The organism is Microbacterium sp. K36 (assembly GCF_004794355.1).
Taxonomy (GTDB): domain Bacteria; phylum Actinomycetota; class Actinomycetes; order Actinomycetales; family Microbacteriaceae; genus Microbacterium; species Microbacterium paraoxydans_D.
The window spans coordinates 45,849-63,881 of the sequence record NZ_SSDN01000050.1 but is presented as its reverse complement, the minus strand read 5'-3'; the positions used below and the strand labels follow the sequence as shown (position 1 = coordinate 63,881).

The 18,033-nt window shown below is 69.8% G+C and carries 20 protein-coding genes; 6 read left to right on the top strand and 14 right to left on the bottom strand.

Annotated elements, in window-relative coordinates; genetic code table 11:
* Window positions 1-7: 7 nt before the first annotated feature.
* Window positions 8-1,591 carry an ABC transporter substrate-binding protein gene (locus tag DW296_RS04455; RefSeq protein ID WP_136051263.1) on the bottom strand — a complete coding sequence of 528 codons (1,584 nt, stop codon included), beginning with the start codon at window positions 1,589-1,591 and terminating at the stop codon, window positions 8-10.
* 151 nt (window positions 1,592-1,742) lie between these two features.
* On the opposite strand from DW296_RS04455, the gene DW296_RS04450 reads away from it, so the two are divergent.
* Window positions 1,743-2,330 carry an Lrp/AsnC family transcriptional regulator gene (locus tag DW296_RS04450; protein WP_234024180.1) on the top strand — a complete coding sequence of 196 codons (588 nt, stop codon included), beginning with the start codon at window positions 1,743-1,745 and terminating at the stop codon, window positions 2,328-2,330.
* Window position 2,331: 1 nt separating this feature from the next.
* Here DW296_RS04450 and DW296_RS04445 read toward each other — a convergent pair whose 3' ends face one another.
* Window positions 2,332-2,691 carry a hypothetical protein gene (locus DW296_RS04445; protein ID WP_240742982.1) on the bottom strand — a complete coding sequence of 120 codons (360 nt, stop codon included), beginning with the start codon at window positions 2,689-2,691 and terminating at the stop codon, window positions 2,332-2,334.
* A 109-nt stretch (window positions 2,692-2,800) separates the two neighbouring features.
* Here DW296_RS04445 and DW296_RS04440 point away from each other — a divergent pair, with 109 nt between their 5' ends.
* The 3 genes from DW296_RS04440 (at window position 2,801) to DW296_RS04430 (ending at window position 5,643) form a co-directional block, all read left to right on the top strand.
* Window positions 2,801-3,577, top strand: coding sequence for a VOC family protein (locus tag DW296_RS04440; protein WP_136051262.1), 777 nt, complete (start codon window positions 2,801-2,803; stop codon window positions 3,575-3,577).
* Between the two features lie 78 nt (window positions 3,578-3,655).
* Window positions 3,656-4,561, top strand: coding sequence for a hypothetical protein (locus DW296_RS04435; RefSeq protein ID WP_136051261.1), 906 nt, complete (start codon window positions 3,656-3,658; stop codon window positions 4,559-4,561).
* The gene (locus DW296_RS04430) at window positions 4,558-5,643 is read left to right on the top strand and encodes a hypothetical protein (protein ID WP_136051260.1); all 1,086 of its coding nucleotides are present in this window, start codon (window positions 4,558-4,560) and stop codon (window positions 5,641-5,643) included. Before DW296_RS04435 ends, DW296_RS04430 begins: the two co-directional genes overlap by 4 nt.
* 224 nt (window positions 5,644-5,867) lie before the next feature.
* On the opposite strand, the gene DW296_RS04425 is transcribed toward DW296_RS04430, so the two are convergent.
* Window positions 5,868-7,181 (bottom strand): glycosyltransferase, encoded by a 1,314-nt coding sequence (locus tag DW296_RS04425; RefSeq protein ID WP_136051259.1) that lies wholly within the window; start codon window positions 7,179-7,181, stop codon window positions 5,868-5,870.
* Window positions 7,182-7,244: 63 nt separating this feature from the next.
* Between DW296_RS04425 and DW296_RS04420 the strand changes: the two genes are divergently transcribed.
* Window positions 7,245-7,883 carry a TetR/AcrR family transcriptional regulator gene (locus tag DW296_RS04420; protein ID WP_136051258.1) on the top strand — a complete coding sequence of 213 codons (639 nt, stop codon included), beginning with the start codon at window positions 7,245-7,247 and terminating at the stop codon, window positions 7,881-7,883.
* Window positions 7,884-7,887: 4 nt separating this feature from the next.
* On the opposite strand, the gene DW296_RS04415 is transcribed toward DW296_RS04420, so the two are convergent.
* Together DW296_RS04415 and DW296_RS04410 are read right to left on the bottom strand one after the other, a co-directional pair.
* Window positions 7,888-8,634, bottom strand: coding sequence for a 3-hydroxybutyrate dehydrogenase (locus DW296_RS04415; RefSeq protein ID WP_136051257.1), 747 nt, complete (start codon window positions 8,632-8,634; stop codon window positions 7,888-7,890).
* Window positions 8,631-10,016 (bottom strand): MFS transporter, encoded by a 1,386-nt coding sequence (locus DW296_RS04410; protein ID WP_136051256.1) that lies wholly within the window; start codon window positions 10,014-10,016, stop codon window positions 8,631-8,633. The genes DW296_RS04415 and DW296_RS04410 overlap by 4 nt, the downstream gene beginning before the upstream one ends.
* Window positions 10,017-10,119: 103 nt before the next feature.
* Between DW296_RS04410 and DW296_RS04405 the strand changes: the two genes are divergently transcribed.
* A complete protein-coding gene (locus DW296_RS04405) occupies window positions 10,120-11,031 on the top strand; it encodes a LysR family transcriptional regulator (protein WP_136051255.1) in 912 nt (303 codons plus the stop codon).
* 7 nt (window positions 11,032-11,038) lie between these two features.
* Here DW296_RS04405 and DW296_RS04400 read toward each other — a convergent pair whose 3' ends face one another.
* The 9 genes from DW296_RS04400 to DW296_RS04360 form a co-directional block, all read right to left on the bottom strand.
* A complete protein-coding gene (locus DW296_RS04400; protein WP_136051254.1) occupies window positions 11,039-11,431 on the bottom strand; it encodes an arsenate reductase ArsC in 393 nt (130 codons plus the stop codon).
* A gap of 78 nt (window positions 11,432-11,509) precedes the next feature.
* Window positions 11,510-12,265, bottom strand: coding sequence for a hypothetical protein (locus DW296_RS04395; RefSeq protein WP_136051253.1), 756 nt, complete (start codon window positions 12,263-12,265; stop codon window positions 11,510-11,512).
* A 7-nt stretch (window positions 12,266-12,272) separates the two neighbouring features.
* A complete protein-coding gene (locus tag DW296_RS04390; protein WP_136051252.1) occupies window positions 12,273-13,049 on the bottom strand; it encodes a hypothetical protein in 777 nt (258 codons plus the stop codon).
* 43 nt (window positions 13,050-13,092) lie between these two features.
* On the bottom strand, window positions 13,093-13,404 hold the full coding sequence (locus DW296_RS04385) for a hypothetical protein (protein WP_136051251.1): 312 nt from the start codon (window positions 13,402-13,404) through the stop codon (window positions 13,093-13,095).
* A 38-nt stretch (window positions 13,405-13,442) separates the two neighbouring features.
* Entirely contained in the window at window positions 13,443-14,096 is a 654-nt protein-coding gene (locus DW296_RS04380) for a hypothetical protein (protein WP_136051250.1), read from the bottom strand.
* Window positions 14,096-14,389, bottom strand: coding sequence for a WXG100 family type VII secretion target (locus DW296_RS04375; protein WP_136051249.1), 294 nt, complete (start codon window positions 14,387-14,389; stop codon window positions 14,096-14,098). Before DW296_RS04375 ends, DW296_RS04380 begins: the two co-directional genes overlap by 1 nt.
* Before the next feature lie 124 nt (window positions 14,390-14,513).
* Window positions 14,514-14,903, bottom strand: a complete 390-nt coding sequence (locus DW296_RS04370) for a DUF779 domain-containing protein (protein ID WP_136051248.1) — start codon at window positions 14,901-14,903, stop codon at window positions 14,514-14,516.
* Window positions 14,904-14,973: 70 nt separating this feature from the next.
* The gene (exaC, locus tag DW296_RS04365; RefSeq protein WP_136051247.1) at window positions 14,974-16,524 is read right to left on the bottom strand and encodes an acetaldehyde dehydrogenase ExaC; all 1,551 of its coding nucleotides are present in this window, start codon (window positions 16,522-16,524) and stop codon (window positions 14,974-14,976) included.
* 171 nt (window positions 16,525-16,695) lie between these two features.
* Window positions 16,696-18,018, bottom strand: a complete 1,323-nt coding sequence (locus DW296_RS04360) for a GAF domain-containing protein (RefSeq protein WP_136051246.1) — start codon at window positions 18,016-18,018, stop codon at window positions 16,696-16,698.
* Between the last annotated feature and the right edge of the window lie 15 nt (window positions 18,019-18,033).

The window sequence follows — 18,033 nt, the reverse complement described above, 5'->3', positions numbered from 1 at the left end:
GATCCGCTCAGCCGGCCGGCTGGATCTCGGCGATGTCCATCTCCCACACGGAGTTGTAGACGGCGCCGGACACGCTGGAGGCGGAGGAGATGTTGCGACCGGGGACGATCAGCGGCACGAACGGGCCCTCGGCCTGCATGGCCTCGGCGAACTCGGTAAAGGCCTCGGTGCGCTGCTCGGCGTCGGTCGCGGCGGCCGCACCGGCGGCGATGCCCGCGATCTCCGGGTTGGCCTCGGCCGCCCAGCCGGCGCGGAGGCCGACCTTCAGACCGGGCGCGAAGGGCAGGAAGTTCGCGGAGTCGGCGTAGTCCGGACCCCAGAACCACAGGCCGAAGCCCTCGGTGCCGTTGACGTACGCGTCGAGCTCGGTCGCGAACGGTGCGGGAGCGAGGTCGACGGCGATGCCCGCGTCCTCGAGCTGCGCCTGGATGCGCTCGGCGAGCGGGGTGAACTCCACGCCGCCGACCGGGTAGTCGTTCGGGAACTGGAGCTTGAGGGTCTGACCGGTGTATCCGGCCTCCTCCAGCGCGGCCTTCGCCTTGTCGAGGTCCTGCTCCACGCCGCTGTCGAGGGCACCCTCGAACCCGGGCGGGATGACGCCGGTCGCCTGGACGGCACCGGCGCCGGCGAGCTCGAGCAGCGCGTCGTAGTCGAGCGCGTAGCGGATGGCCTCCGCGATCTTCACGTTCGCGAGGTCACCGCCGGCCTCGCCCTGGTTGAGCAGCAGGAAGATGGTCTGGCCGGACGGGACCGAGTCGACGCTGATGTCGTCGCCGAGACCAGCGACCTGGTCGCCGTTGAGGTCCATCGCGACCATCGAGTCGCCGCCCTTGAGGTTGGCGAGCTGGGTCGCGCTCTCCGAGACGTTGCGCACGACGACGCGGCTGTAGGCCGACTCCTCGTCGCCGTTGTACTCGTCGTTGCGCGTGAGGACGACCTGCGAGCTGAGGTCGAGGGTGTCCAGCACGAACGGGCCGGATCCGGCGGACTCGCCGTCGAGGAAGCCCTGGGCACTGTCGGAGCCGTCGGTGGTCCCACCGTTCTCCATGACGACGTCGGCGTTGACGATGCCGAGCGCCGGGTTCGCGAGGATCGCGGGGAGCTGCAGCAGCGGGGTCTCCGAGGTGAACCGGATGGTCTTGTCGTCGACCTCTTCGATCGTCAGGCCGCCGAGCAGGAAGTTGGGCTTGGCGTCCGCCATCCCCTGGATCCGCTGCAGGGAGAACACGACGTCCTTCGCCTCGATGGGCGAGCCGTCGGAGAACACGCGGTCGCCTTCGAGCGTGAAGGTGAACTCGGTCGCCTCGTCGTTCTGCTCCCAGGACGCGAGGCCGGGGACCGGAGTGGAGACGTCGGAGCCCTCGAAGTCGACGAGGGTCTCGTACAGCGCCTTCGCGATCATGTTGCCGGTCGGGTCGTACGTGTGACCCGGGTCGGTCGTCTCGATCGAGAACGCGGTGTCGATGACGAGGGAGTCGGACCCCTGGGACGACTCGGAGTTGTTCGCGGAGTTCCCTCCCGAGCAACCTGCGAGCGCCAGGAGCGCGACGGCTCCGAGCGCGAGGACCGGCGTGATACGGCGTGACGACATCAGGGCCTCCAAGGGCGAGGAGTACATTCGGGTGCGGCCGCCACCGATGTGGACGACCGGGGATCAGATTCGCATCATATGCGACGATGTGTCCAGCAAGTGCGCGTCACACAGGCACGCATTGTCGAGAAGCTCGGATGTGAGGAGCAATATGTCCAGCAAGGACGCGGATCCGTCGAAGCAATCTGGACGAAGTGCCGCCCCCTTGGATGAGACGGCGTACAGAATCCTCGATGTGCTGCGCGATAACGGTCGTGTCTCGATCGCCGCGCTGGCCGAGAAGGTCGGCATCTCCCGGGCCAGTGCGTACACGCGGGTCGAGTCGCTCGTGCACGACGGCGTCATCACCGGATTCAGCGCGCGCGTGGATCAGGCGAAGGCCGGACTGTCGATCGGGGCTCTCGTCTTCGTGACCGTGATGCCGCAGGCCTGGGCCTCGTTCCGGGAGCGGATCATCGAGATGCCGGACGTGGAATGGTGCGCGATCACGACCGGGGAGCACGATGCGATGCTGCTCATCCGCGCCGTCGACGTGAGCGGTGTGCACGAGTTCTCGACGGGAGTCATCGCGCAGCTTCCCGAGGTACGGACGGTGGTCAGCGTCGTCGTGCTCGACGAGGTGATCCGGCGCCCCTACCTGCTTCCCGGCGACCTGCCAGAGCGGCAGACCGAGGTGCCGCTCGGAATGACCCGGTGGACACCGGCCTCGCCGGGACGGGATGCGCTCCCGCCGCGCTGAGTCAGGCGGCCGGGATCTCCTCGACGACGCTGAGCTGCGGGAGGCCGTGCATCTCGTAGTGCTCCACCAGGCGGATACGGCCGTCCTCGGTCAGCTCCAGCTCGCTCTCGCCGTCGCCGGTGACCACGGCGCCGTCGGCCTTGAGCACATGGACGAACGAGACCCAGATCGTGTCGCCGGTGCGCGTACCCACGAACTTCCCGAAGGTGACCGTGTCGCCCTCGTAGCCGCCCCAGATCGCGCCGTCGCGTTCGAAGTACTCGAAGACGCTGGGGGCATCGGGATCGACGGCCGATGTCGTGGACGAGACCATGCGGAAGCGTCGGCCGTCGAGGGAGGGGAGAGTGGCGGTGGCAGTCACCCCTCGATTATGGGGGATCACCGATCCGACGACCGCGCGTAATGAGATGGCGGATCGTGCGTCTCTACGGTGCGCCCGATCCGGACGGCGCCTGAGAGAAGGAGATCCCATGACCATTCGCACCGATCCCTGGCCGGTCGGGACGCCCACCTGGGTCGACCTGGGCGCGGACGACGTGACGGCCGCGACGGCCTTCTACGCCGCCCTCTTCGGATGGGAGTACTCCTCCGGCGGAGAGGAGTCCGGCGGCTACCTGCTCGCCACCCTCGACGGGGCCGCCGTGGCCGGGGTCGGCCCGAAGCAGGACCCGGGGGCGCCCACCGTGTGGACCACGTACATGGCCACGGACGACGTGGACGCCTCCGCCCGTGCCGTCACCGCGGCCGGCGGTCAGGTGATCGCGGAGCCGTTTGACGTGATGACCTCGGGGCGAATGGCGATCATCGCCGATCCGGGTGGCGCCGTGCTCGGGCTGTGGCAGGCGGGCGACCACATCGGCGCGGGCCGGGTGAACGAGCCAGGCACCCTGGTGTGGAACGAGCTCCATGCGCGGGACGACGTCGCGGCGCGAGCCTTCTATGCGGCCGTTTTCGGCTACGAGTACCGCGACGTCGGCGGCGAGGGATACGTCTACGCGACCTTCACCCGCGCCGGCGACCGCGCCGAGGTCGGCGGCATCCTCCGCGACGCCGAGCTGCCGGCCGGCGCGCCCGACCACTGGCTCACCTGGTTCGCCACCGGGAACGTCGACGCCAGCGCCGTACGGGCCGAGGAGCTGGGCGGAAAGCTGCGGGTGCCCGTGTCGGACACCCCCTTCGGACGCGCCACCGTCGTACAGGGGCCGCAGGGCGAAGTCTTCGGCCTGATCGCCCTCGCCTCCAGCTGAGCGACGCGGCACCGGTGCGGCGTGTGCCGCGCCGGTGCCTTGCAGCCGGCCGGGCATGCCCCCGGTAGCGTGTGTGCAATGGAGTGGATCGCAGACCCCGGCGTCGGCGCCTGGCTGCGCCAGACCCTCGACGAGAGTCTCGGCAGCATGCACGCGGTCGTCCCCCGCGGCTTCCCCGCGTATGCCCGCGTGTTCCATCCCGCCACGGTGCGGGAGAGTCCCACGGCCGCGGATTCCGAGGCACGTGTCAGCTGGGCGGACACCGCCGCCGCCTTCGGCACGACGATGCACGCGGAGGCCCAGTGGCACCGGATCGTGCGCACTCCCGTCGACGCCGACTGGCGGACCCGCATCGCCCCGGACGGCCGTGAGTTCACGGCGCCGCTGGAGGGCGCGCTCGACAGCGACCTCGTGGCGATCCTGGCCGGACACCTCGCCGCCCACACCGCGACGCCGCACGAAGGGGTCGTCGCGCTCTGGGAGGGGTTCGGCGGTCTGGTCGGCTTCCTCGGAGGCGGACCGTCGCGTGTCTTCCTCACGTTCGGGCAAGACCCGCACCATCAGGCGATGCTCGACCGCAGCACGCACGACCCCTTCAACAACGTCTTCCGAAAGCCCACCTGGCAGGACGGCATCCTCTCCCGCGAGATCTCCGAAGGACCCCGGCTGCAGCTCCCCGGGCGCGACTACGTGCTGTTCTCCGGGGGTGCCCAGGCCTTCGCGGATCCGGACTGGGTGCTCGGCGTGCCGTGGCGCGACCGGGTCGGCGAGGAACACGGCTTCCCGCCCGCCGCCCAGAGCCCGAACATCCTCTGGCCCGCCGATCGCGCCTGGGTGACGGTCTCGGAGATCGACTACGACTCCACCATCGTGGCGGGCTCGCCCGACCTCATCCGCGCGATCTGCACGGACGAGCGGCTGGAGGCGAAGGCCCTGCGCGAGGGCGCCGACCTCACGTGGGACGCCGACGAGGTCAACCGATGACCGCTCCGCAGGCATCGGCGTCGTTCGACGCGCGTCCGCTCACCGATCCCGTCGACCCGTCCGCGGTGCGCGCCTTCACGGCGGAGCTCCGGTCCCGTCGGACGACGGGCATGGCGGTGTCGTCGATCATCGCCATCGTCGCGGTGGCGATCGCCGGCCTCGTGATGCTTCCGATCCTCGCCTCCGTGGTGGTGGCGCTGGCGGCGAGCAGCGGCTCTCCCGCGTCGGCGGCGATCCCCCTCGTCCTCCTCCTGCTGGTGGCGGCGGGGGTGGGCGTGCTCGTCTGGATGGGCGTTCGCAACGCGCGCACGGCGCGGTACCGCTTGCACCGGTTCGCCCAGGCCAACGGCATGACCTACGAGCCGCGCGTGGACGATCCGCCACTCCCCGGCATGATCTTCCACCTCGGCCGCTCGCGCATGGCGACCGACCTGGTCCGCGGGACGAGTCCGCGGTTCGTCGAGTTCGGCAACTACCAGTACACGGTGCAGTCCGGGAAGAACTCGACGACGTATCGCTGGGGCTATGTGGCCGTGAAGCTGGATGTGCCCCTGCCGAACATCGTGCTCGACGCGAAGGGCAACAACGGCTTCGGCTCCAACCTGCCGGCCTCGTTCCAGCGGGCGCAGCGTCTGTCGCTCGAGGGCGATTTCGACCAGCACTTCACCCTGTACTGCCCGGACGGCTACGAGCAGGACGCGCTCTACCTCTTCACGCCCGACATCATGGCGCGCTTCATCGACAACGCCGCGCAGCTCGACGTCGAGATCGTCGACGACTGGCTGTTCCTCTACACGCCCCGCCGCGCCTCCACGCTCGACCCGGCGACCTGGGCGTGGCTGTTCGGGACGGTGGGGGCGCTCTTGACCAAGCTCGACCAGTGGGCGCGGTGGCGCGACGACCGCCTCGCCGCCGCGACGCCCGGTGGCCACGCTCTCCCCTTCGCTCCGCCGGCCGGGATGATCACCCCACCGCCGGGAGTCGCGCCGCAGGGTCGGCGCCTCAAGCGCACGGGCACCTGGGTGCCGATCCTCGTGGTGATCGGATTCGCGGTCTTCTGGATGCTCAGCCGCTGGAACTGACGACGACCCCGATGTGGGGGTGGGTGCCGTTCTGGGGAACCGACGCCCACCCCATCCCCCCTCGGGATCGAAAGGAATTCGACGTTCCCTCCGCATTGACGGTTCGACCGTCCCGCCCGTGGTCAGCTGGGGACTGACGCTGCGTGGCGATACCCGGATGGTATACCGGCGGACGTTGCACCCGGTTGCGTTCATGCGCGGGAATGCACTTTCCCGCGCGGCTCTCAGCGGTGAATCGAGCTGTCGGCCGCGGCCCCTGTCGCGGTCTCCGCGGCCAGGACCGTGTCGAGCGTCTGCCAGGCGTCCGCAGCGCGCATCGCCTCTCCCACCTGCCGTGCGCGGTCGCGGAACGCCGGCTCGACGAGCACCCGGTGCACGGCCTCGGCGACCTGTCCCGGCTTCGGCGCATTCGTCCGCAGATTGATGCCCACGCCGGTCCACCCGACTCGGGCGGAGACCTCGACTTTGTCCTCCGTCTGCCCCGCGACCACCAGCGGGACGCCCTGAGCCAGAGCCTGCTGCACCCCGCCGAAACCGCCGTTCGTGACGAACACGTCGACCTGCGGCAGCAGCCGGTCGTAGGGCAGGTACTCGGCGACGCGGACGCTGGCCGGGAGCTCCGCCGGGAGCGCGTCGACAGGACGTCCGCCGGTGGAGACGACCACGAGGGCGTCCGTCGTGGCGAGCCCGGCGATGGTCGGCAGCACGAGTTGACCGAAGTCGGCGTTGGCGATGGTGCCCTGACTGACATGGATCACAGGCCGCCGTCCGTTCAGGTCGGACCACCACTCGGGCAGCGGCACGGTCGCCGCCGCCGCGGGCAGGGGTCCGGCGAAGTGCACGGACGCCGGGAGGTCGGAGCGCGGGTACTCGAACGCCGGCACCGAGAACTGCACGTACGCGTCCGCGCGGCCCGCCCAGTCGAGCACGAATCCGCCGAGATCGCGGCCGACCGCCTCGCGCGCCATGGCGTCGGCCTCCTTCTGCACGCCGCCGAAGATGACGCGCTCCGCCACGGTGCGGAGGAAGGCGTTGCGCATCCGGCCGAACGGCCCGCGCATCGGCGTGACTCCGAGCCCGAACGGGGCCGTGTCGACGCTGCGGGCGCCGAGCGGGAAGATGCCGAGGACCACGACCGGGGGCCGTTCGGCCTTCGGCAGCCGCTGCAGCAGCGCCGCACCGACGAACAGCGGCTCGGTGAGGACGGCGTCGATGCGGTTCCGCGCCAGCTCGACGCGCACGGCCTCGAGCTGAGCCCGGCCCGGGCGGATGAACAGAGTGGTCATGTCGAAGCGGAGGGCGGCCACCCCGGTGAGACCTTCGCGCTCGGGGAACGCGCCGTTCGCATCGTCGAGATCGACGTCGGCCTCCGCCGGCAGCGGACGGAACCGCGCGCCCGCCGCGGTCACCTGCTCCTCGTACCGGGTGCTCGTGAGAAAGAGGACGTCGTGCCCGCCCGCGACCAGGTGCCTGGCGACCTGCAGCAGCGGGAGCACATGCCCGTGGGCGGGGGTGCAGGTGAGAAGGTAACGGGACATGGCGGCTCTCTCGATAGGGTTGGTTGTACCGTTGAAGTATTCATCACCCCTTGAGGAAAGTCAATGACGTCGAGTGCACGCCCCTACCGCTCCGCCCTGCGGACCCGACAGGCCGAGGAGACCCGTGCGCGCATCGTCGCGGCAGCCGCCCGCCTGTTCGCCGCGCAGGGATACCAGGCGACGACGATCTCCGCGATCGCCAAGGAGGCCGGGGTCTCCGCGGAGACGGTGAAGACCACGGCGGCGAAGGCGGAGTTGCTCATCGCCGCCTTCGAGGTCACCTTCTCCGGTTCGGAGGCCGCCGAGACCCTCGCCGACACCGAGGCCGGCTCCGGGCTGACGACCCTTCCCGACGACGTCTTCCTCGACGCGGTCATCACGCAGATCGCCGCCGCGAACGAGCGCGGGCATGCGCTCTGGACGGTCCTCCTGGGCGCGGGGCTCTCCGACCCGGTCGTCGACGCCGCCCTCCAGCGCATCCTCGCGAACCGGGCGGCGGACTACCGGGGGTTCGCGGCGGAACTCCAGCGCCGGGGCATCGTCCACTCGGACCGCGACGGCGACGCCCTCGCCGACGTGCTGTCGTTCCTGCTCTCGCCGGAGAGCCACCAGCAGCTCGTCGTGCAGTCCGGATGGTCGCCGGAGCGCTATCGCTCCTGGCTGCGGAGCGCTGTACTGGCCGCAGCCTCTCCGTCGGCATGACGGCTCACCGCGCGGACCAGCCGCCGTCCATCGTGTAACTCGCGCCGGTCACCATCCCGGCGGCATCGGCGGCGAGCCAGACGGCAAGGCCCGCGACCTCCTCCGGCTCCACGAGGCGTTTGATCGCGGCTTCGGTGAGGAGCACCTTCTCCAGGACCTCGCTCTCCGGGATGCCGTGCACCCGCGCCTGGTCGGCGATCTGGCGCTCCACCAGCGGGGTCCGCACGTAGCCCGGATTGATGCAGTTGCTGGTGACACCGTGTGCGGCACCCTCCAGCGCCGTCACCTTCGACAGCCCTTCCAGGCCGTGCTTGGCCGCCACGTAGGCCGCCTTGAACGGCGAGGCGCGAAGACCGTGGACGCTCGACATGTTGATGATCCGTCCGAAGCCCCGCTCGTACATCCCCGGGAGCACGGCGCGGGTCAGCAGGAAGGGCGCCTCGAGCATCAGCTGCACGAGGAGCGCGAACTGGGCGGGGTCGAAGTCGTCGATCGGGCTGACGTGCTGCACGCCCGCATTGTTGACGAGGATGTCGGTGTCGAGGCGGAGTGCGGCCAGCGCATCGCGGTCGGTGAGGTCGACCTGCCACGCCTCCCCGCCGATCTCGTCGGCGAGGGCTTCGGCCGCGTCGCCGTCGATGTCGGCGACCGTCACCCGGGCGCCCGCCTGCGCGAAGGCTCTCGCGCAGGCGGCACCGATGCCGCTCGCGCCCCCGGTGACGAGAGCACGACGTCCGTGCAGATCCGTCATGCGGCACTCGCAGCCGCGGTGCGGGCGTTCGTGCGGGCGGCATCCGCGTCGTCGATGGCCTGCAGGGACACGCCCTTCGTCTCGCGCAGCGAGAGCACCGCGATCGCCGTGACGATGCAGGCGAACACGATGTAGAGCGCGATCGGCAGCCAGGAGCCGAAGTCCCGGAGCCACTGGATCGCCAGGATCGGCGCCAGCGACCCGGCGAGGATCGCCGTGACCTGCGACCCCAGCGAGACACCGGAGTACCGCATCCGCGTCGGGAACAGTTCGGCCATGACCGCCGGTTGTGGCGCGTACATGAACGCGTGGAAGCAGAGGCCGATGGTGACCGCGAGCACGATGAGCACGGGGTTCAGGGTGTCGAACATCGGGAAGGCGAAGAAGGCCCAGGTCGCGCTGAGGATCGCACCGGTCAGGTACACAGGCTTGCGGCCCCAGCGGTCGGCGAGCCGTCCCGCCTGCGGGATGATCGCGAAGTGCACGACGTGCGCGATGAGCAGAGCGAGCAGCAGCTGACTGGTGTCGTACTCGTGGACGGTCTTCAGGTAGACGATCGTGAAGCTGACGACGATGTAGTAGACGATGTTCTCGGCGAAACGGAGTCCCATCGCCTGCAAGATCCCGACCGGGTACCGGCGCAGCACCTCGACGACGCCGTAGGAGGTGGCCTTCTCGGCCTCGACCTGCGCCTTCGCCTCCAGGAAGATCGGAGCCTCCTCGACGTTGCGGCGGATGTAGTAGCCCACGAGCACGATCACCGCGGAGAGCCAGAACGCGATGCGCCAGCCCCACTCGAGGAACGCCGCCGAGCTCATCGCCCACGAGCTCACGAGGAGCACGAGCGTGGCGAGCAGGTTGCCGACGGGAACCGCGGCCTGCGGCCAGCTCGACCAGAACGCGCGCGACCGGTCGGGACTCTGCTCCGCGACCAGGAGGACGGCGCCGCCCCACTCGCCGCCGACAGCGAATCCCTGGATGAACCGCAGCGCCACGAGCATCGCGGGCGCCCAATAGCCGATGCTCTGGAAGCCGGGGAGGCACCCCATGAGGAAGGTCGCGGCGCCGACGATGATGATCGTGGCCTGCAGCGTGGGCTTGCGGCCGAAGCGATCGCCGATCTGACCGAAGACGATGCCGCCGAGCGGCCGCGCGATGAAGCCGACCGCATACGTGACGAAAGCGGCGATGATGCCGTCGAGCGGCGATCCGGTGGCCGGGAAGAAGTAGGTCCCGAAGACGAGGCTGGCGGCGGTCGCGTAGAGGAAGAACTCGTACCACTCGACGACGGTGCCGGCCATGGAGGCGGCGACGACGCGCTTGAGCTTCGAGGAGGACGGGGCGGCGGCGGGGTGACCGGAGGCGCGGGTGGGGGCGGTCATTTCTCTCCTTCGGTGTCGACGGTGACACATCCGTTCCAGTGTCGGCAGGGGACCGACTTGCAGCAATGCCCAGTGCCGCGCAGCGGCTGTGCATAATTGCAGCATGGATGCGGCGAAGAGGCCACGTGCCGACGATCTGCTCGTACTGCTCGCGGTCGCCCGCACCGGCCGGTACACGAGCGCGGCCGCCCACCTCGGTCTCGACCACACGACGGTGGCGCGCCGCATCGCCGCCCTGGAGGACGCGCTCGGCGGACGGGTCGTCGCGCAGGCGGCCTCCGGGTGGGAGCTCACCGACCTCGGGCGCACCGCCGCCGAGACCGGTGGACGCATCGAGGCCGCGCTCTCCCAGCTCGACTCCACACCCGGCGAGACTCCTGATCCGATCGCCGGCGTCGTGCGCATGTCCGCCACCGACGGTTTCAGCGCCTACATCGCCGCCCCTGCGATCGCAGAGCTGCGCCGCGAGCATCCGCGGCTGACCGTCGAGATCGTCGCCGCCACGCGGAGAGCCGCCGAGCACCGCGCCGGACTCGACCTGGAGGTGGTCGTGGGCGCGCCGCAGACCCGCCGCGCGCAAGCCGTGAAGCTCGGCACGTACACCCTCGGCATGTACGCCTCGCGGGACTACCTCGACCGGACCGGCACCCCGGCATCGCGCGCCGAGGTGGAACAGCACAGACTCGTGTACTTCGTCGACTCGATGCTCCAGGTGGACGCGCTCGACCTTCCGCGCCGCCTCGTCCCCGGCATGCAGGACGGCCTCACCTCGACCAACGTCTTCGTGCACGTCGAGGCCACCCGGGCGGGAGCCGGGATCGGCCTGCTCCCGTGCTTCGCCGCCGACCGGCATCCGGACCTGGTGCGCCTGCTGCCCGAGATCTTCGCCGAGAAGCTGCCGTACTACATGGTCGCGCGGCCCGAGTCGCTGCGGCTCCCCGCGGTCGGGGCCCTCGCCGAGGCCCTGCGCGCCCGCACACGTGCCGCGAAGGCGATGCTCGACGGGGCGGGCTGAGCGCCGGTCAGAGCAGCTCGGCCACGAGGGTTTCGATGCGGCGGCGGATGTCGTCGCGGATCGGCCGGACGGCGTCGATCCCCTGGCCGGCAGGGTCGTCGAGTACCCAGTCCTCGTAGCGCGTGCCGGGGAAGAACGGGCACGCGTCACCGCAGCCCATCGTGATCACGACGTCCGACGCCTGCACGGCCTCGGTCGTGAGCACCTTCGGCTGCTCGGCTGTGATGTCGATGCCGACCTCGCCCATCGCCGCCACCGCGACGGGGTTGATCTCCGCGGCGGGCATCGACCCGGCGGAGCGCACCTCGATGCGGTCGCCGGCGAGGTGCCGGAGGAAGCCGGCGGCCATCTGCGAGCGCCCCGCGTTGTGGACGCAGACGAAGAGGACGGAGGGTCGCACGAGCCCAGCGTATCCCGTTCGAGTCGCGTGAATGGCTGTATCTCCGGCCGGAATGGGACCAATCAGGCGATTCGAAAGTCAGAAACCGTGCTCGGCGGCGAAGGCCCGCAGGACGCCGTCGGTGCCGTCGCCCCCGAGGAAGGTCGAGGTCTGCAGCGTCACCGTGTCGGTGAAGCCGTCGGGACCGGGGACCGTGATCTCCAGTGGATACGTACCCCCGAAGGCGGGGATCCGCGGCACGTCTTCGCCATTCGCGAGAGACCGGGCCGCGAGGAACGCCGCGCTGACGTCCACCCCGTGGATCCGGTACACGGTGTCGGCAGGCAGCAGCTCGACACCGCTCGCGTCCAGCCCGAAGTCGTCCTCGGAGGTGACGATGGCGTACTCGTCCGCGCCCCCCTCGCCCTGACTGGTCCGTCGGAGCTCGACCGTGTCGGTGTGCTCGGTGCCCGCCATCTCGTAGGTCACGGTCGCGGTGCCGGTCTCGCCGTCGTCCGACGCGGCCACGTCATCGACGGAGAGGATCTTCGGCCGGTCCTCGATCTGGGGGTAGACGCCGCTCGCGGTGAGCAGCAGCGCCAACGGCTGGGCGAGGTCCACGGCGGGAGAGAGCTCCTCGGCCGCACCCTTCTCGTCCCCGGCGGCGAGAAGGGCGAAGAAGGACTGCACGGAGGACCGGACACCGTCCTCCGCGGAGAAGAACTCGGAATCGGTCGACGACGGCGCCGGGGTCGGCGGCGACGAGGGCCCGCAGCCCGCCAGCACGAGAGCGAGGCCGAGAGCCGGCGCGAGGATGATCGGCAGACGCCTCCACCGAGACGGGGATGAACTCACATGCACCTCAGATCGTCGCCGTGGGCCACGAGCCACTGGGGAAGCCGGTCAGGTTGGCCATATCCTGCTTGAGCTGGTCGGAGAGATCCTTCGATGCCGTGAAGTTCTTTCCCAGCTGCTCGCCGAGGTCGACGGCGACCCGGGCCAGGTTGGTGCAGACGGTGGTGATCTTGGGAACCGCGTCCAGCCACTCCAGGGGGTCGGCGGTGACGAAGCTCGCCGCCGCATCCACCTGATCGAGCAGATAGGTGAGCAGTCGAGCTCCGAACTCGATCCAGGCATCCAGGATCTTCTTCGCGTAGTCGGCGAGGAAGTTCATCATCGAGTCCGTGTAGCCGGCGAGGGTGTCGATGGCCATCAGCTGGCGGGCCGCGAGGTCCGAGTAGCCGTCGCCCGTGGAACCCTTCCACGAGGTATCGGCCTTGAGGTAGCTGTCGGTGATCGTGGTCTTGGACGACGTCACCTTCCGCTTGACCTCGAGCCAGTCGTCGCGCTTGGAGTACATGGCGAAGGGGTTGCCGGGGCTCAGGTACTCTGCCATGGTCTGCATGAACGCGTTGAACTGCTCGACCGCCTCGTTGAGCTTCTTGACGACCTCCTCCATGGCCCTACGGAAGAAGTCCATGAACCTGTCCCAGAGGCTCATGTCGTCTTTCCGGGAGTTGTAGGCGTTCGCACAGTCGTCGAGGCCGACCCTCGCCTCTTCGATGCCGTCCCTGATGTTCGTGACCAGGGTCGTGAACGATCCCTCGTCGGTCGGCGTGACGAATGCTCCTACCATCATCGTGTCCTCTCCGGTATGTCGCCGGCGGTTGTGAGCGTCGGGCTCAGCCCTGGTCCAGCAGCCACTGCGAGTAGCCGTCGGCTTCCTCGTAGCGCCTCTTGGTGTCGAGTAGCTTCTCCGAGATCTCGGTGAAGACCGTCGGCGCGCGATCAGCCAGACCCTGGATCGTCGCGTGGGCCTCGTTGTAGTTCTCCTCCGCGCCGAGCATGTGGCCGACGCCGTCCATCTGGTATCGGGCCAACCGGCACCCCGCGACGAGTGTCTTCGTCGCGCTGAACGTCTCGGCGAGGTCGCTCCACGCCAGCGCGTCGGCGCGCAGATCCTCCAGCGCGGCTTCGTAGTCTTCGTAGCTCATCGTGCAGCTCTCCGTCCTTCGCTGTGTTCTGTGGGCGATCAGCGGGCGGCGCGTACCGAGCGCACGACCCCGGCGAGATCGGGAAGGTCTCTCAGGAGCGACGCGCGCCGCTCGCCGAGCCAGCCCCTGGCTCGCGTGAACAGCTCGACGATCTCCCCTGCAATGGCCTGCTCGGAGACGAACTGCACATTGGTCGGATCGATCGCGAGCGCCCTCGGTGCGCCGCCGACGAGCTCCATGCTCACGTTGCCGGAGGGACTGCGCAGCACCGTGACCTCCGTCGTCGCGGACCTCACGGCCTCCCGGTAGACCCTGAGCTCGGAGAACCCCGACAGCAAGGTGCCGAGCTCTGCCCGCAGGGCGGACATGTCGAGGGAATCCGCGTCCGGCAAAGGGATCGGCGGCACGGTGGGCTCCTCGGACGCCGCGAACACGAGCCCCTCGTCCTCGAGCTCGGCGACCGTGTTCAGCCTGGCGGCCGCGCTGGCCTGACGGAGACGGAGGACGACCGGGCCCAGCTCCCGCGCCGGGATCCGGCGCCACCAGGACGGAGCGAGACGGAGCGTGCGGAGCACTCCATCGACGTCGACGGAGGCGCTGACCGTGTCGCTGTCATCCGACACCAGCCAGATGTTCGGATCCTCTTCGATGAGAGCGGCCAGGCGTTCCTGCACGGCCTCCGGTTCGGGCATCACTCGCTCCACATCCGGCGGACCGACTGCTCGGCGCTCGTGAACGTCTCGTTGGAGAGCTGGGTGTTGTCGCGGAGGCGTCGGAGCTCGGCCCGCATCTCCTCCATGCTGCGGTTCCAGTCGGTCTGAGCGCGGAGATATGCGCGCTGCGCTTCACCAGTCCATTGGCTCGACAAGACGTCGAGTGACGCGGCCAGCTCGGCCAGGATCCGCTCGATCTCGTTCACCCCGCGGGTCATCCCGCTCACGGCGACGTCGATCTGCGTACCGCCGATCTTGATATCTCCGCCCATCGCCCGCTTCCCCCCTCAGCGTCATCGCCACCCCTCCCGGGGCACGACCCCGACTCTACGGGAGCACAGCCACGGAGTTCAAACATCACGCGCTCATCTCCGGTGAACCGTCGGCACCGCAGGCTCACCGCAGGCCGAGATGCGTCAGTTCCATGGCTTCGAGCATCCGCGACCGGGTGAGGAACCTCATCCCCGTGGGTGCCTCGACGCTGAACCCGGCGCCGCGTCCCGACACGACGTCGATGGTGAGGTGCGTGAACTTCCAGTACTCGAACTGCGCGGCCGACATGAAGACCTCGACGGGATCGTCGAGGCCGACGTCGAGGGCGCCGAGGCGCACGTCGCCGGGACCGGTGAGGAACATCCCCACCGGGTAGCACATGGGCGCGGAGCCGTCGCAGCAGCCGCCGGACTGGTGGAACATGAGCGGCCCGTGCTGCGCGGTGAGTTCACGGAGGAGCGCGGCAGCGGACTCGGTGACCGCGACACGGGCGGGCGGGGATGGGTCGGCCACGGCCACTCCTTCCGGGATGCCGGGTGCCGGACAAGGCGGCGAGCGCCGTCCGACACCCGGGCGGGGCGGATCAGAAGAAGCCCATCGGGCCTTCCGCGTACGAGACGAGGAGGTTCTTCGTCTGCTGGTAGTGGTCGAGCATCATCTTGTGGTTCTCGCGGCCCACACCCGACTGCTTGTACCCGCCGAACGCGGCATGCGCCGGGTACTGGTGGTACGTGTTCGTCCAGACACGACCGGCCTCGATCGCCCGGCCCGCGCGGTACGCCGTGTCGCCGCTGCGACTCCACACCCCGGCACCCAGGCCGTACAGGGTGTCGTTCGCGATCGAGATCGCGTCGTCGAAGTCATTGAACGACGTCACGGACAGCACGGGACCGAAGATCTCCTCCTGGAAGATCCGCATGTCGTTCGTCCCCTCGAACACGGTCGGCTGCACGTAGAAGCCCTCGCTGAGGTCGCCGCCGAGGTCGGCACGCTCGCCTCCCGTGAGCAGCCGGGCCCCGCCCTGCCGCCCGATGTCGATGTAGCTGAGGATCTTCTCGAGCTGATCGTTCGATGCCTGCGCGCCGATCATGGCCGCGGGGTCGAGCGGATTGCCCTGCACGACCTTCTTCACACGCTCCAGGCCGTCGGCGAGGAAGCCGTCGTAGATCGAGCGCTGGATGAGCGCCCGCGACGGGCAGGTGCAGACCTCACCCTGGTTGAGCGCGAACATCGTAAAGCCCTCGAGTGCCTTGTCGTAGAACGGGTCGCTCGTGGAGCGGGCGACGTCCTCGAAGAAGACGTTCGGGCTCTTGCCGCCGAGTTCCAGGGTGACGGGGATCAGGTTCTGCGAGGCGTACTGCATGATGAGGCGGCCGGTCGTGGTCTCCCCGGTGAAGGCGACCTTGCGGATGCGCTTGTGCTGGGCGAGGGGGGCGCCGGCCTCGATCCCGAAGCCGTTCACGACGTTGACGACCCCGGCCGGCAGCAGGTCGCCGATGATGTCGAACAGGAACAGGATCGACGCGGGCGTCTGCTCCGCGGGCTTGATGACGATGCAGTTGCCCGCGGCGAGCGCCGGCGCCAGCTTCCACACGGCCATGAGGATCGGGAAGTTCCAGGGGATGATCTGCCCGACGACGCCGAGCGGCTCGTGGAAGTGGTACGCGACGGTGTTCTCGTCGAGCTGGCTGATGCCGCCCTCCTGCGCGCGGAGCACCCCGGCGAAGTAGCGGAAGTGGTCGATCGCGAGCGGGATGTCGGCGGCGAGGGTCTCCCGCACGGGCTTGCCGTTCTCCCACGTCTCGGCGACCGCGATCTCCTCCAGGTGCTGCTCCATCCGGTCGGCGATGCGGTTCAGGATCACGGAGCGCTCCGCGGGGCTGGTCTTGCCCCAGGCGGTGAAGGCCTTCCAGGCGACGTCGACGGCGCGGTCGATGTCCTCCACGGTGCCGCGGCCGACCTCGGTGAAGGGCTTGCCGTTGACGGGACTGATGTTCTCGAAGTACTGGCCCTTGGCGGGTTCGACGAACTCGCCGCCGATGTAGTGGCCGTAGCGGGGCCGATAGTTCGCAACGGCTCCGGGCTGCCCGGGGGCCGCGTAGGCGAGGGACACGTCTTCTTCGACGATGGTCATGGGGGTCTCCTTCGACGGGGGCGCCGCGGCATCGATGCCGCGGTGTTCCCTCGACGCTAGGCCGCTCCCCGTTGCACTCCCGGTGCGCAACGTTGCAGCCGGTTGCACCCCGTTCGAATCGCGCACTTTGCTGCATCCGCGGCCGAAATGGGGCCAATCGGGCGATTCGAATCAGGTGAGGCGCTCGATACGGGTCACGAGGCCGGCACGACGCGGCGAGCGCGCCGGAAGCATCTCCAACGCGAGCCGCAGCACCTCCGCGTCCTCGCTGCCCTCGGGGGTGTCCGCGTAGGCGAGCAGCACGTCCAGACTCGCCCCCGACAGCATGACCTCCCGCAGCGCCGCACGGACCGAGTCGCGGAACTCCTCGACGCCCGGCGAGGCCGACTCCGGCAGCACCGGCCCGCGATACGCCGTCAAAGCCACCCGATGCGCCCCGCGGTCGAGCAGGGACAGCACGTCATGGGCGTCGGTCTCCAGCGGCACCGGGAGGCGATACGGACGGGACTCCGGCACGAGGTCGGGGGCCGCCCGCTCCAGGACCTTCCGCAGGCGCACCATCTCCGGCCGCAAGGTGTCCGGCGAGACGCCGGGGCCGTAGACGAGCTCGGCGAGCCGGTCGGCGGAGAGGCCCTGACGGTGCACGGCCAGCATCAGGAGGATGGCGGCGTGCCGGGCGCTGAGCTCGGTGACCGCCTCCTCATGCGCCGACACGGTCTCCAGCCGAGCGCGGTCGCGCCCGAGCACGTGCAGTCGTGCGCGTGCGAGGGCGTCCGATGTCGTCCTGCCGGGCAGTCGTCGAGCCGGAGGCTCCGACCTCCGCTGCAGTCGCGCCACGAGGAGCTCGGACTCGACCGCTCGCGCCGTCGCGTCGACGAGCAGCCGGGCCTGCGGGGTCACCACCTCCGGCCCCCCGGTGATGTCGATCACGCCGAGGACCCGCTGCGTCTCCGGGTCGCGCACGGGCGCCGCGGTGCACGACCACGGGTGCACCAGCCGGTTGTAGTGCTCGGCCCCGCGGATCTGCACCGACCGCTCCAGGGCGAGAGCGGTGCCGGGGGCGCTCGTGCCCACGGCGTCCTCCGCCCAGTTCGCGCCGGCGACGAACCCCATGCCCTCGGTGAGGGACCGCAGCTGCGCGTCGCCCTCGATCCACAGCAGGCGCCCGGCCTGGTCCCCGACGGCGATCACGACCCCCGAGTCCTCGGAGTCGCCGGGAAGCAGCAGCGCGCGGATCATCTCCATCGCGGAGGCGAGCGGATGGGCCAGGCGATAGGCGTCGAGCTCGTCCTCGTGCAGATCGAGCGGCGGCAGCCCCTCCGGGCCGACGCGACGACGCCAGGACCTCTCCCACGACTCGCGCACGAGTGGGCGCACCTCGCGGAGGCGATGATCGTCGAGATTGCCGGCGATGAGCTCCTCGTGCGCACGCTCGACGAGGAGGCGAGACGCCGTCGGCGACGCCTCCCGCGGATCGTGCCACGTCGCAGACACGCGTTCTCCGTTCCT